The sequence below is a fragment of the Streptomyces sp. NPDC037242 genome, assembly GCF_055604165.1.
In genome coordinates this window covers 75,314-88,762 of record NZ_JBVJUY010000031.1, presented here as the reverse complement: position 1 = coordinate 88,762, position 13,449 = coordinate 75,314, and the positions used below count along the sequence as shown (strand labels likewise).

The following is a 13,449-nucleotide window of genomic DNA, read 5'->3' as shown; positions in this document are numbered from 1 at the left end:
TCCTGCCGCCCGAGCCGACCGGCTCCGGGGCGGGACGCTCCGTACCGTACGCACGGCATGCCCCAGCGGGGTGTGCGCGCGACGGGCGGGCGGCGCAATACGGTGAAACCACCCGCGCCGCAATCCGTAGGAGCACTGGGCATGTCCAGCACCACGAGCGAGTTCTTCATTCCGGACCCGGAGGGTCACGTTCCCAACGCCGAGGGTTACTTCGGCGACTTCGGCGGCAAGTTCATCCCGGAGGCGCTCGTCGCCGCCGTGGACGAGGTCGCCGTCGAGTACGAGAAGGCCAAGGGCGACCCGGCCTTCGCGGCCGAGCTCAACGACCTGATGGTCAACTACACCGGCCGCCCCAGCTCCCTCACCGAGGTGCCCCGCTTCGCCGAGCACGCCGGCGGTGCGCGGATCTTCCTCAAGCGCGAGGACCTGAACCACACCGGCTCGCACAAGATCAACAACGTGCTGGGCCAGGCGCTGCTCACCAAGCGCATGGGCAAGACCCGCGTCATCGCCGAGACCGGCGCCGGCCAGCACGGCGTGGCCACGGCCACCGCCTGCGCCCTCTTCGGCCTCGAATGCACCGTCTACATGGGCGAGATCGACACCCAGCGCCAGGCGCTGAACGTCGCCCGCATGCGGATGCTCGGCGCCGAGGTCATCGCGGTGAAGTCCGGCTCCCGCACCCTCAAGGACGCCATCAACGAGGCGTTCCGGGACTGGGTCGCCAACGTGGACCGCACCCACTACCTCTTCGGCACGGTCGCCGGCCCGCACCCCTTCCCGGCCATGGTCCGCGACTTCCACCGGGTCATCGGCGTCGAGGCCCGCCGCCAGATCCTGGAGCGCACGGGCCGGCTGCCCGACGCCGTCGCGGCCTGCGTCGGCGGCGGCTCCAACGCCATCGGCCTCTTCCACGCCTTCATCCCGGACGCCGGCGTCCGCCTGGTCGGCTTCGAGCCCGCCGGGCACGGCGTCGAGAGCGGCGAGCACGCGGCCACCCTGACCGCGGGCGAGCCCGGGATCCTGCACGGCTCCCGCAGCTACGTCCTCCAGGACGAGGAGGGCCAGATCACCGAGCCCTACTCGATCTCGGCCGGTCTGGACTACCCGGGCATCGGCCCGGAGCACTCCTACCTCAAGGACTCCGGCCGCGGCGAGTACCGCGCGGTCACCGACGACCAGGCGATGCAGGCCCTGCGCCTGCTCTCGCGCACCGAGGGCATCATCCCGGCGATCGAGTCCGCGCACGCCCTGGCGGGCGCCCTCGACCTGGGCAAGGAACTGGGCAAGGACGGCCTGATCGTGGTCAACCTGTCCGGCCGCGGTGACAAGGACATGGACACGGCCGCCCGCTACTTCGGGCTGTACGACGGCGCTGCCGAGGGGGAGTCGAAGTGAGCACGGGCAACATCGAGCTGCTGAGCACCACGCTCGCCAAGGCCAAGGCCGAGAACCGCGCGGCCCTCGTCGCCTACCTCCCGGCCGGCTTCCCGACCGTGGACGGGGCCATCGAGGCCGTCAAGGCCGTCATCGCGGGCGGTGCGGACGTGGTCGAGGTCGGCCTCCCGCACAGCGACCCCGTGCTGGACGGCGCGATCATCCAGACCGCCGACGACATCGCCCTGCGCGGCGGCGTCAAGATCGCCGACGTGATCCGCACCGTGCGCGAGGCGCACGAGGCGACCGGCGCCCCGATCCTGGTGATGACGTACTGGAACCCCATCGACCGCTACGGCGTCGAGCGGTTCACGGCAGAGCTCGCCGCGGCCGGCGGCGCGGGCTGCATCCTGCCCGACCTGCCGGTCCAGGAGTCCGCGCTGTGGCGCGAGCACGCGCAGAAGCACGGTCTGGCGACCGTCTTCGTCGTGGCCCCCAGCAGCAAGGACGAGCGGCTGGCCACCATCACGGCCGCCGGCTCGGGCTTCGTCTACGCCGCCTCGCTGATGGGCGTCACCGGCACCCGCGAATCGGTCGGCAACGAGGCCCAGGAGCTGGTGCGCCGCACCCGCACCACCACCGAACTGCCGGTCTGCGTCGGCCTCGGCGTCTCCAACGCCGTCCAGGCCAAGGAGGTCGCGGGCTTCGCCGACGGCGTCATCGTCGGCTCGGCCTTCGTGAAGCTGCTGCTGGACGCGCCGGACCAGCCGGCCGGGCTGGCCGCCGTACAGGCTCTGGCGGGCGAGCTTGCGGAAGGCGTACGCAGGTCCTGACGCCGGGCGGGTCCCGATGAGGGTTCTGTAGCCCGATCGGGTGGAAGTGGGAGCGGGGAGGCACGCGAGTGCCTCCCCGCTTCGTTTGGCCGGGCGTGAGCGAGAAGAACGACGGTGCGAACCGCGATGCGACGAAACGATCGGCCAGGGAGCGACTCCTCGTGGAGCGCGAGCGGCAGAAGGCCCGGGACAAGCGCCGGCGGACCCTCGTCGTGTCGGCGGCGGTGGTCGGCGTACTCGGCCTGGCGGCCGTCGTCGGCCTGATCGCGGCCAACACCGGCAAGGACGGATCTTCGGCCAAGGGCGGCCCGGTGGTGGCGCCCTCGGGGGCCACCGGCAAGGACGCCCTCGCCATCCGGGCGGGCAAGGACGAGGCCAAGTCCACCCTCACCGTATGGGAGGACTTCCGCTGTCCCGCCTGCAAGGCCTTCGAGGACAACTACCGGGCCGTCACCCAGGAGCTGGAGGCCAAGGGCCTGCTCAAGGTCGACTACCACCTGGTGACCCTGATCGACGGGAACATGGGCGGCAGCGGATCGCTCAAGAGCGCCAATGCGGCCGCCTGCGCGCAGGACGCGGGCAAGTTCCCGGCGTACCACGACGTGCTCTTCCAGAACCAGCCGGAGGAGATCAACGACGCGTTCGGGAAGAACGCGAAGCTGCTGGAGCTCGCGGGCAAGGTGGAGGGGCTCGACACCGCCGAGTTCCGCTCGTGCGTCGAGGACGGCAAGCACGACGCCTGGGTGAAGAAGTCGCACGAGGCCTTCCGCGCCGGGAAGTTCCGCGGCACACCGACCGTGCAGCTCGACGGCAAGGACATCTTCGCCGACCAGGCCGACCCGCTGACCCCGCAGAAGCTCAAGGAGAAGGTGGAGGCGGCGGCGAAGGGCACCGGCGGCGGGGCGGCCACCCCGAAGGCCTCCGCGTCGGGCGCGGCGGCGTCGGCATCGGCCTCCGCATCGCCCTCGGCATCGGCGTCCTCCCGGTCGAAGGCGGGTGCCAAGCCCACCCCCAGGGGGACTTCGCAGGAGTAGGCCGGGTCCGGCCCAGTCTCGATTCAGCAGCAGCTTGCCGGGCGGGTTGCGGTCCCTGCCGCCCGGCAGGGTAGCGTCGGGTCTGCCATGAACCTTGCCTTCATTCCCAGTCCGTCCACCGGCGTGATCCATCTCGGACCGATCCCGCTGCGCGGCTACGCGTTCTGCATCATCATCGGCGTCTTCGTCGCCGTCTGGCTCGGCAACAAGCGCTGGGTCGCCCGCGGCGGAAAGCCGGGCACGGTCGCGGACATCGCCGTGTGGGCGGTTCCGTTCGGCCTGGTCGGCGGTCGCCTCTACCACGTGATCACCGATTACCAGCTCTACTTCGGCGAGGGCCGCGACTGGGTCGACGCCTTCAAGATCTGGCAGGGCGGCCTCGGCATCTGGGGCGCCATCGCGCTCGGCGCGGTGGGCGCCTGGATCGGCTGCCGCCTGCGCGGCATCCCGCTGCCGGCCTGGGCGGACGCCCTCGCCCCCGGGATCGCGCTGGCCCAGGCCTGCGGACGCTGGGGCAACTGGTTCAACCAGGAGCTGTACGGCCGCGCCACCGACCTGCCGTGGGCGGTGGAGATCTCCGAGGGCCCGAACCGGGTCGCCGGGACCTACCACCCGACCTTCCTCTACGAGTCGCTGTGGTGCATCGGCGTCGCCGCGCTCGTCATCTGGGCCGACCGCCGCTTCAAGCTCGGGCACGGGCGGGCGTTCGCCCTGTACGTGGCCGCGTACTGCGTCGGCCGCGGCTGGATCGAGTACATGCGGGTCGACGAGGCCCACCACATCCTGGGCCTGCGGCTGAACGTCTGGACCTCGATCCTGGTGTTCGTGCTCGCCGTCACCTACTTCGTGCTGTCCGCGAAGCTGCGGCCGGGCCGCGAGGAGGTCGTCGAGCCCGATGCCGCCGACGCTCCGGCGGCGGACGGCGCGGCTCCGGCCGATGCGGCTGTCGACGCCGATGCCTCGGCGGAGCCGAAGGACGACGACGCCACTGCCGACGAGGCCGAGGCTGAGGAAGCGGCCCAGCCGCAGAGCGCCGTAAAGGCCGATCTGAGCAAGACCGACCTGAGCAAGGCGGAGCCGGGCGAAGGCCAGGCGGCGGAGGCCGAGAAGCGCTGACGACCGAACCGGAGGGGGGCGCCGCGTGTGACGCGGCGCCCCCCTTCGTCATGGGCGCGGGCCCGGGGGGAACCGTCGCAGCCCCCTGGCATGATCATGTTCGTTGATCGCACCGTCGAGGGGGAGACCATGAACGAACAGCCGAAGACCGCACGCCGGGCACTGCTCACCGGGGCCGTGGCCGGACTGGCCGCGGGGGCCGCCGTACTGGGCACCGGCCCGGCCGCCGCGGCGACGACGGCCGAGGGCACGCCCGACCGGTTCGACGTGAAGGCGTACGGGGCGGTCGGCGACGGCTCGGCCGACGACGCCCCCGCGATCCAGGCGGCGCTCGACGCGGCGGCCGCCGCCGGCGGCGGCACGGTCCACTTCCCCGTCGGGAAGTACCTGGTCAAGCCCACCCCCGGGCAGCCGGCCCTGGCCGTCAAGGGCGACGGCATCCGTCTCGCCGGAGCGGGCGCCAAGGCGTCCACCCTGATCAAGGGCGGCGACGGCATCCTGCTGCGGATGTCCGGCACGGGCACATCCGGCTCCACGGGCTCCACCCACCGCCGCTACTGCGCCGTGGAGAACCTCGGCTTCAACGGCAACCGCAAGACCGGCCTGCTCCTGGAGCTCTACTACAACAACAACTCCTACTTCCGCGACGTCTTCATGTCCTCCAACAACGACATGTGCATCGACGCCGTCGAGTTCTGGGACTCCCGCTTCTACAACCTCGTCATCGAGGACAGCACCGGCACCACCGGCAGCACCACCCAGCCCAACATCTGGCTGCGCAACGCCTCCTCCGCCACCGCCGGCGCCTGGGGGCACAGCCAGGACAACATCAACCAGATCCACTTCATCGGCTGCCGCATCGAGGCCTTCGGCACCGGCGCGCTGTGGGTGGGCCAGGGCGCCGTCACCTCCAACAACCCCAACGGCATCTACATCACGGACTGCAAGTTCGAGACCTCCCGCATGCAGGGCGGCCCGCACCTGAAGACCGACGCCGGCTGCACGCACGTCTACGCGACGAACATCTACTGCTTCGCCGGCGACTTCGCGGCCGGCACCCCGGCCACCGCGCGCAACATCATCAGCTGGGCGGCGAGTTCCAGCGCCCTGGAGAACGTGGTCATCGCCAACAAGGCGGGCAGGGCCACGGTCAACGCGGGGGTGGCCCTCTACTCGGGTCCCGGCTCGACCGCGGTGCTGCGCAACGTCGTCGGGCTCTACGGCACCGCGCCGACCGGCACCCACATCTACTACGAGCAGTCGTCCACCGGCGACTTCCGGGTGGAGAACAGCTACGGCAGCAGCGGCGCCCAGGCGACCGGCACGATCCCGGTCAAGAACGCCCCGAACCCGCCGCTGCGGCTGGTCCCCGGCCCGGTCAACGACGCCTCCTTCACCCGCCAGCCGCTGGACGGCACCATGGCCGTGGACTCGGTCAACAAGCGGCTGTACGTACGGGTCGGCGGCCAGTGGCTCTGGTCGGCCCTGAACAGCTGACCCGGCGGCCGCCCCGGCCGCCGGTCACCCCCCTTCACCCCCGGTCGGTGCGCCGGGACAGCGTCAGGGTGCGGTGCGCCGCCGCCACGACGGCCGGGTCCACGAACCGGCCGTCGGGCAGCGCCAGCGCCCCCGGCGTGGCCCGGGCGGCCGTGACGATCTCCTCGGCGGCGGTGACCTCCTCCGGACCCGGCAGGTACGCCCGTTCGATCACCGGGAGCTGGCGCGGGTGGATCGCCGAGCGGCCGAGGAACCCGAGGGCCCGGCCGCGCGCGCAGGAGACGGCCAGCGCCTCCAGGTCCCGGATGTCGGGGAACACCGACTGGGCCGGAGGCGCCAGCCCCGCCGCGCGGGCCGCCAGCACCACGCGCGAGCGCGGCCAGTCCAGCCCCGCCTCGGCGCTGACCCCGAGGTCGGCCCGTAGATCGGCCTCCCCGAGGGAGAGCCCGCGCAGGGCGGGGTGCGCGCGGCCGATCTCGTACGCGCGCTCCACGCCCAGCGCGGACTCCAGCAGGGCGTACAGGGCCACCCCGCCGGTGCGTTCGGCGACGCGGGAGATCTGCCCGGGTGCGGAGATCTTGGGCAGGCGCAGTCCGGCCAGGCCCCGCAGGCCGCTGAGGGCGGTGAGGTCGGCGCCGGCCCAGGGGGACTCCAGGGCGTTGACCCGGACGTGGACGGGCACCTGGTGGCGTCCGGTGAGCAGTTCGGCGGTGGCGGCGCGGGCGTACTCCTTGCGGGAGGCCGACACCGCGTCCTCCAGGTCCACGATGACGGCGTCGGCGCCGGAGCGCAGGGCCTTGACGACCACCTCGGGGCGGTCGCCGGGTACGTAGAGCCAGGTCAGGATCACAGGATCACAGGGCCCCTTCACTGCGGAGAGCGCTGATCTCGGCCGGGCTCAGGCCGAGTTCGTCGAGGACGGCGTCGGTGTCGGCGCCGTGCGGGCGCCCGGCCCAGCGGATGCCGCCGGGGGTCTCGGAGAGGCGGAAGAGGATGTTCTGCATCCGGATCGGGCCGAGTTCCGGGTCCTCGACCTCCGTGACCGTGTCCAGGGCCGCGTACTGCGGATCGGCCATGACGTCCCGTACGTCGTAGACCTGCGCGACCGCGGCCTGGGCCTCCTCGAAGGCGGCCACGACCTCCTCGGCCTTGTGGCGGGCGATCCAGCCGCCGACCGCCTCGTCGAGCACGTGCGCGTGGGCCGCGCGCCCGGAGCCGGTCGCGAACCACGGCTCGGCGGTCAGCTCCGGCCGGCCGACCAGCCGTACGACGCGCTCGGCGATGGACTGGGCGGAGGTGGACACCGCCAGCCAGCGGCCGTCCGCGCTGCGGTAGGTGTTGCGGGGGGCGTTGTTGGTGGAGCGGTTGCCGGTGCGCGGCTGGACGTAGCCGAGCTGGTCGTACCAGAGCGGGTGCGGGCCGAGCACCGTCAGGATCGGCTCGATGATCGCCAGGTCCACGACCTGCCCCTGCCCGGTGCGGTCGCGGCCGGCCAGCGCCGTCATCACGGCGTACGCGGTGGTCAGCGCGGCGATCGAGTCCGCGAGCCCGAACGGCGGCAGCGTCGGCGGCCCGTCGGGCTCGCCGGTGATCGCGGCGAACCCGCTCATCGCCTCCGCGAGGGTGCCGAAGCCCGGGCGGTGGGCGTACGGGCCCTCCTGGCCGAACGCGGTGACGCGGGTCAGGATCAGCCGGGGATTGGCGGCGGACAGCTCGGGCCAGCCCAGTCCCCAGCGCTCCAGGGTGCCGGGCCGGAAGTTCTCGACGATCACGTCGGCGGTGGCGGCGAGGCGCAGCAGGGTGTCCCGGCCGCCCGGGGTGGAGAGATCGAGGGTCATCGTCCGCTTGTTCCGCCCGAGGAGCTTCCACCAGAGCCCGATGCCGTCCTTGGCGGGGCCGTGGCCGCGGGAGGGATCGGGGCGGCGGGGGTGCTCGACCTTGACCACCTCGGCGCCGAAGTCGCCGAGCAGGGTGGCGGCGAGGGGCCCGGCGAAGAGGGTGGCCAGGTCGAGGACGCGCAGGCCTTGCAGGGGCCCCTGCGTTCGGGGCGCGGTGTCGGACTTGGGCGCGGTGTCGGGCATCGGCGTCATGACGCGGCTCCGGGCGCGGGGTTGTGACCTGCCGGGGCGAGCGCGGCGTCGGTCTCGGCGCGGGTCGGCATCGAGTCCTGGGCGCCGGGGCGCTGGACCGAGAGCGCGGCGGCCGCCGAGGCCCAGCGCAGGGCCTCGGGCATGGCCCGGCCCTCGCCCAGCGCCACGGCGAGGGCGCCCACGAAGGTGTCCCCGGCGGCGGTGGTGTCCACGGCCCGGACCCGCGGCGCGGGCACGGAGAGCGGCTCCCGCCCGCGGGCGGCGTACAGCACCCCGGCCGCGCCGAGCGTGATGACCACCTCGGGCACGTCGTTGAGCAGGGCCTCGGCGGCCTGGCGGGGGTCGGTGAGCCCGGTGAGGGCGGCGGCCTCGTGCTCGTTGGGCACCAGCAGGTCGGTGGCGGCGAGGAGTTCGGCGGGCAGCGGCTGCGCGGGAGCCGGGGTGAGGATCGTGCGCACGCCGTGGGCGCGGGCCGCGAGGGCCCCCGCCAGGACGGCGGACAGGGGGAGTTCGAGCTGGAGGAGGAGGGAGCCGGCGGCGCCGATGCGGGACTCGTCACCCGCCTCCAGGCCGGTGACGTGGGCGTTGGCGCCCGGGATGACGATGATGCTGTTGGCGCCCTCGTCGTCCACGGTGATGTGCGCGGTGCCGCTGGCGCCCTCGACGGTGCGCAGGGCGGCCGTCTCCACCCCCGCCGCGGCGAGCGCGGAGCGCAGCCGTACGCCGAACTCGTCGGCCCCGACCGCGCCGATCATCACCACCTCCCCGCCGGAGCGGGCGGCGGCGACGGCCTGGTTGGCGCCCTTGCCGCCGGGGACGGTGCGGAACGCGCGGCCGGTCACCGTCTCGCCGAGGCGGGGGGCCTTGGGGACGTAGGCGACGAGGTCCATGTTGGTACTGCCGAGCACGGCGATGGCCGTCATGAGCGGGCTGCCTCCTGAGCGGTGAGGTGGGCGAGGGTGTCGAAGCCGATGCCGTCGAAGCCGGCGACGCTGGTGGCGAGGCGGTTCTTCAGGGGCGCGGACCAGCGGTGCGGGACCTCGCCGACGACCAGCGCGGCGAGGGCTCCGGCGGTGGCCCCATTGGAGTCGGTGTCCCAACCACCGGACACGGCACGGCAGATGGACCGGCCGAAGTCGCCGTCCGCGTGGGTGAGGGCGGCGGCGATCAGGGCGGTGTTGGGGAGGGCGTGGACCCAGTGGTGGCGGCCGTAGCGGGCGTGCAGCCGGTCGACGACCCGGTCGAAGTCGGTCTCCCGCTCTGCCGCAGTGATCCCGAAGCGGACGGCCTCGGCGAGGCGGGAGCCGGGCGGTACGACGGCCAGCCCGGCCCGGAGCGCGGTGTGGACGTCGGCCCGGCCGGTGGCGGCCTCGGCGGTCGCGGCGGCGACGAAGAGCGCGGCGTAGACGCCGTTGGCGGTGTGGGTCAGGGCGGCGTCCCGGTAGGCCTGGGCCGCGGCGGCGGCCGGATCGCCGGGGTTGGTCCAGCCGTGCACGTCGGCGCGGATGAGCGCGCCGATCCATTCGCGGAAGGGGTTGTGGCGGGTGGCGGTCGCCGGGGGTTCCAGCCCCTGGAGGAGGTTGCGGTAGGCGACGCGTTCGGCGGTGAAGGTGCGGCCGGCGGGGAGTTCGTCGAGCCAGAGGCGGCCGACGTCGGCGGTGGTGAAGCCCTTGCCGTGGCGCTGGAGGAGGCGGAGCCCGAGGAGCGGGTAGTTGAGGTCGTCGTCCTCGGGCATGCCGTCGATGTTCTCGGCGAGTGAGGTGGGGGCGGAGCGGCGGTTCCACGGGTGGGCGGCGAGCAGTTCGGGCGGTACGCCCTTGGCTGTGAACCAGTCGTTCAGCGGCCAGTTCCCGGTGGCCCGGGCCAGGGCCCGGATCCCGTGGAGCGGCAGTTTCTCGACGGGCTTGCCGAGCAGACACCCGACGGCCCGCCCCACCCAAGCCGCCTCCAGCCGCCCCACGAACCCGCCTCCGCCGCCGCTCGCCGCCGCGGGTGCTCCGGCTCCGTGCGGTACCGCTCCGGTCCTGGCCGCTGCCCCGGTCCCGTGCGGTGCCGCGGTCCCGTGCGTTGGCCCGGTGGCTGCCTCGGGTCCGGGCGCTGCCGCGGTCCTACTCGCCGACCCGGCGCCGTGCGCTGCTGCCATCCCGGCCGCTGCTCCGGCTGCGGGCGCTGCCCCGGTCCTGGCGGCAGCCTCCGGCCCGTGCGCTGCTGCGGTCCTGGCCGCCGCTCCGGCCTCGGACAGCGCCCCGCCTCCGGCGGCTGCCTCGGCTCCGGGTGGGCCGGGGTGGGCCGGCGCGGCCTGGCCGTCGGTGCCGGCGGCCGCCGCCCGTGCGGGCCAGGTCGCGGTGATGGCCGGCCAGGACTCCGGTTCGGCGGGGGCCTGGGGGAGCGGGAGCTGGGCGAGGGCGGTCAGGAGGTCGGACGCCAGGGCGCGCAGCGCCGGGGAGGCGGGGGTGGGGGAGGAGCCCGCCCGCTCGGGAGCCGGGTGCCCGCCCGCCGCCAGCCAGGTGCGCAGCAGCGGCTCGGCGGCTGCCCCCCGCCCGTCCTCGGCCGCCTGGCGGAACTCGTGCCCGACCAGGTCCTCCGGCTGGGCCCAGGTCAGCCGGATCAGTTCGGCGCCGCCGTCGGCAGGCCCGGGACCGAGCCCCCGAACCGGGCCCGCACCAGGGCCGGTTGCCCCGGCGGGGCTGCCGATCTGGGCCGGGGCAGTGGGCGTACCCCGGCGGGGTGCTGTGGTGGGGCCGGTTGTCCCGGCAGGTGTCCCGCTTCGGGACGGGGTGGCGGTCGTAGCCGGGTCGGTTGCCCTGGCGGGGCTGCCCTCCTGGCTGGAGTCGGAGGTGTCGGATCGGTGAGGCGGGAGGGTGGGGCTGCCGGTCCGGGCCGGGATATCGGTCGTACTCGGGCCGGTTGCCCTGGCGGAGCCGTCCTTCTGGCCGGGGCCGGGGGCGGGGGCGTCGGTGGGGCTGCCGGCCCGGGACGGGGTGGCGGTCGTAGGCGGGGCGACTGCCCCGGCGGGGCCGGGGCCGGGGGTTTCGGCGGGGGTCATCGGGGGGTCGTCAGGGTGGTGAAGGCCGACTCGTGGGCGCGGCGGCGGGTGCGGTCGCGGGTGAAGACCTCGCGGGCCACGGCGGCCAGGGACGCGGCCGGGGCGTGCAGGTCCAGGCGGCTGGCCTCGGCGACCTGCTTCGCCCAGCCGGCGGGGACCACGGCCTCACCGCCCAGGGCCCCCGCGAGGGCCCCGGCCATGGTGGCGATCGAGTCGCAGTCCCGCCCGTAGTTGACGGCGCCCAGGACCGAGGCTTCGTACCCCCCGTCCGCGACGAGCAGCATCCCTAGGGCGACCGGGAGTTCCTCGATGGCGTGGAGCCGGGAGGGGCGGCGCGCGCCGAGCGAGGGCGCGCGGTAGTCCGGGCCGACCGAGTCGTACGGGGCCACCGCCGCCCGCAGGGGGGCGAGCGCCGACTCGAAGTCCCGGTGGCGCCGGGCCGCTTCGCAGACGGCCGCGATGGCGGCGCGGGTGCCGTCCTTGGCCAGCGACAGCGCGGTGTCCACCACCGAAGAGGCCGTGGCCCCGGGGGCGCACGCCGCCGCCACCGCCGCCGCGAACACCCCGGCGGCCTCCCGCCCGTACGAGGACTGGTGGGCCCCCGCGACGTCCAGCGCCTCGGCGTACGCCCCGCCGGGATTGCCCGCGTTGACGATGCCGACCGGCGCCATGTACATCGCCGCGCCGCAGTTGACGATGTTGCCGTCCCCGGCCTCGCGCGGGTCGACGTGGGCGTAGTGGATCCGCGCGACGATCCACTTCTCCGCGAGGAACACCCGCTGGAGCGGCAGGGCGTGCGCCTCCAGCTCCGGGATCCAGCGCGGTGTCGACATCAGGTCCGGGACCAGGTGCTCGGCGACCGCGTACGCGTCCAGGTGGTCCCGGACGGCCTCGTAGACCCGTACCAGCGCGTGCGTCATGAGGGTGTCGTCGGTGACGTGCCCGTCGCCCTTGTGGTACGGCGCGATGGGCCTGGCCGTACGCCAGTCCTCGTGCCACGGGCCGACGATGCCGTGGACGCGGCCACCGTGCCGTTCCACGATCTGCTCCGGGGTCCAGCCTTCGACCGGGCCGCCGAGGGCGTCGCCGACGGCGGCTCCGACGAGGGCGCCTGCGGCCCGGTCCTCCAACGTGAGCGTCATGTCCGAATCATCATTCCTTGGGTCTGGTTCTGGGGCTGGGACTTGGGTGAAGTGAGTTCCGTACGCGTGAGCAGTGCGGCGAGTTCGACGAGATCGGTGCCGGCGAGGCGGGGGAGGGCGCAGCCGGAGAGGGTCCGGCACGCGTCTCGCCAGGCCGGCGGGATCGAGTCGCCGCCGCCGAGCGCGCCGGTGAGCGCTCCGGCGAGGGCCGGCGCGGAGTCCGCGACGCGGGACAGGCAGGCGGCGGCCGGGACCGCCTCGACGACCTTGCCGCGGGCGGCGGTTGCGAGGGCGAGGGCGACCGGGACGGTCTCGGCGGCGGCGATTCCGTAGCTGTAGACGTGGTCCACGATCTCGTGTTCCAGGGTGGGGACGATGGCGAACGCGCCGCCACCGCCCGTATGGGTACGGGCGAGTTTGACGGCGTGGCGCGCGTTGCGGCCGATCTCGGTGGAGGCGGGGAGCTGTTCGAGGGCCGCGTCGACGGCGGCGTCCACCGCGTGGTCGGGGTCCCCGCAGCCGAGGGCGGTGGCGATGGCGGCGGCCATCGCGCGGGCGCCGTGGACGCCGTCGCCGTCCTGGGTGTAGCGGGCGTCGAACTCGGCGAGGTCGGCGGCCGCGACGGGGTCGCCGGGGTGGACGACGGCGAGGACGCAGGCGCGGATGCAGGCGGCGTCGTCGAAGTAGTGCGGGTTGTCGTGGCCGGTGGCGGGCGGGCGCAGGCCGGTGGCGAGGTTGCCGAGCCCGGCCCGTACGGAGATCCGGGCGCGCAGCGGCAGTACCGCCGACTCGACCTCGGGGGCCCGCTCGGCCGCGGCCGCCACCTCGCTCGCCAGGGCGTTCCAGGCGAGGTCGATGGCGGCGCGCATCCGGCGCGACCGGCTCAGGTCGCTGAGCAGGACCCCGGCGGCCGTCAGTACGGACTCGGCGGCGAAGGCGGCCCACTCGGCGTCGTCGGAGGGGCCGAGGCGCAGCGGCTCCGGGGGCTGGTTCAGCGCGATCGGTACGGGCAGGGTCGTGGTCGCGTTCTGCTCGGCGAAGGTGTCGAGCTCGCGGGTGAGGCGGCGGGTCCACTCGGGCATCCGGCTGGCGCGGTGGCGGGCCGCGGGCCACCCGGCGGCGTCGCCCGCGGCGAGCCCGAGGAGGAGCCCCTCGATCCGGCGCACCCCGCCGGCCGCCGCGGCCCGCGCCTCGACCCCGCTCGAACCGGAGACCGCGACGACGGTACGAGCCCGCCCGCGCGCCACCCGCTCAACGCCGACCGCCGCGTCCGCCACCGCGAGCCCGAGCCCGGCCGGTGTCCCGTCGAGCGCG

Annotated in this window: 11 protein-coding genes; 5 read left to right on the top strand and 6 right to left on the bottom strand. The window is 74.5% G+C overall.

From position 1 onward, the window contains the following. Positions 1–141 precede the first annotated feature (141 nt). From trpB to ACZ7GJ_RS29905, 5 genes are all read left to right on the top strand, one after another. On the top strand, positions 142–1,398 hold the full coding sequence (gene trpB / locus ACZ7GJ_RS29925; RefSeq protein WP_393818638.1) for a tryptophan synthase subunit beta: 1,257 nt from the start codon (positions 142–144) through the stop codon (positions 1,396–1,398). Further along, positions 1,395–2,210 (top strand): tryptophan synthase subunit alpha, encoded by an 816-nt coding sequence (gene trpA, locus ACZ7GJ_RS29920; RefSeq protein ID WP_470756023.1) that lies wholly within the window; start codon positions 1,395–1,397, stop codon positions 2,208–2,210. The genes trpB and trpA overlap by 4 nt, the downstream gene beginning before the upstream one ends. A 95-nt stretch (positions 2,211–2,305) precedes the next feature. After that, positions 2,306–3,244: a DsbA family protein gene (locus ACZ7GJ_RS29915; RefSeq protein WP_470756022.1), complete on the top strand. Its 939-nt coding sequence runs from the start codon at positions 2,306–2,308 to the stop codon at positions 3,242–3,244. 87 nt (positions 3,245–3,331) lie between these two features. Next, entirely contained in the window at positions 3,332–4,360 is a 1,029-nt protein-coding gene (gene lgt, locus ACZ7GJ_RS29910; RefSeq protein WP_470756021.1) for a prolipoprotein diacylglyceryl transferase, read from the top strand. A gap of 129 nt (positions 4,361–4,489) precedes the next feature. Further along, positions 4,490–5,857, top strand: coding sequence for a glycosyl hydrolase family 28-related protein (locus ACZ7GJ_RS29905; protein WP_470756020.1), 1,368 nt, complete (start codon positions 4,490–4,492; stop codon positions 5,855–5,857). Positions 5,858–5,891: 34 nt separating this feature from the next. Here ACZ7GJ_RS29905 and ACZ7GJ_RS29900 read toward each other — a convergent pair whose 3' ends face one another. From ACZ7GJ_RS29900 to ACZ7GJ_RS29875, 6 genes are all read right to left on the bottom strand, one after another. Further along, positions 5,892–6,707 carry an HpcH/HpaI aldolase/citrate lyase family protein gene (locus ACZ7GJ_RS29900; protein WP_470756019.1) on the bottom strand — a complete coding sequence of 272 codons (816 nt, stop codon included), beginning with the start codon at positions 6,705–6,707 and terminating at the stop codon, positions 5,892–5,894. A 4-nt stretch (positions 6,708–6,711) separates the two neighbouring features. After that, positions 6,712–7,947: a CaiB/BaiF CoA transferase family protein gene (locus ACZ7GJ_RS29895; RefSeq protein ID WP_470756018.1), complete on the bottom strand. Its 1,236-nt coding sequence runs from the start codon at positions 7,945–7,947 to the stop codon at positions 6,712–6,714. Beyond that, positions 7,944–8,870, bottom strand: coding sequence for a ribokinase (gene rbsK, locus ACZ7GJ_RS29890; protein WP_470756017.1), 927 nt, complete (start codon positions 8,868–8,870; stop codon positions 7,944–7,946). Before rbsK ends, ACZ7GJ_RS29895 begins: the two co-directional genes overlap by 4 nt. After that, on the bottom strand, positions 8,867–10,558 hold the full coding sequence (locus ACZ7GJ_RS29885) for an ADP-ribosylglycohydrolase family protein (RefSeq protein WP_470756046.1): 1,692 nt from the start codon (positions 10,556–10,558) through the stop codon (positions 8,867–8,869). Before ACZ7GJ_RS29885 ends, rbsK begins: the two co-directional genes overlap by 4 nt. Positions 10,559–10,989: 431 nt before the next feature. Further along, positions 10,990–12,135 carry an ADP-ribosylglycohydrolase family protein gene (locus ACZ7GJ_RS29880; protein ID WP_470756016.1) on the bottom strand — a complete coding sequence of 382 codons (1,146 nt, stop codon included), beginning with the start codon at positions 12,133–12,135 and terminating at the stop codon, positions 10,990–10,992. Further along, positions 12,132–13,301: an ADP-ribosylglycohydrolase family protein gene (locus ACZ7GJ_RS29875; protein ID WP_470756045.1), complete on the bottom strand. Its 1,170-nt coding sequence runs from the start codon at positions 13,299–13,301 to the stop codon at positions 12,132–12,134. Before ACZ7GJ_RS29875 ends, ACZ7GJ_RS29880 begins: the two co-directional genes overlap by 4 nt. Positions 13,302–13,449: the final 148 nt, after the last annotated feature.

Bases quoted from the DNA above. Each gene is read 5' to 3' on its own strand.
- trpB (WP_393818638.1), top strand. From the start codon at position 142: ATGTCCAGCACCACGAGCGAGTTCTTCATTCCGGACCCGGAGGGTCAC.
- lgt (WP_470756021.1), top strand. From the start codon at position 3,332: ATGAACCTTGCCTTCATTCCCAGTCCGTCCACCGGCGTGATCCATCTC.
- ACZ7GJ_RS29905 (WP_470756020.1), top strand. From the start codon at position 4,490: ATGAACGAACAGCCGAAGACCGCACGCCGGGCACTGCTCACCGGGGCC.
- ACZ7GJ_RS29895 (WP_470756018.1), bottom strand. From the start codon at position 7,947: ATGACGCCGATGCCCGACACCGCGCCCAAGTCCGACACCGCGCCCCGA.
- rbsK (WP_470756017.1), bottom strand. From the start codon at position 8,870: ATGACGGCCATCGCCGTGCTCGGCAGTACCAACATGGACCTCGTCGCC.
- ACZ7GJ_RS29880 (WP_470756016.1), bottom strand. From the start codon at position 12,135: ATGACGCTCACGTTGGAGGACCGGGCCGCAGGCGCCCTCGTCGGAGCC.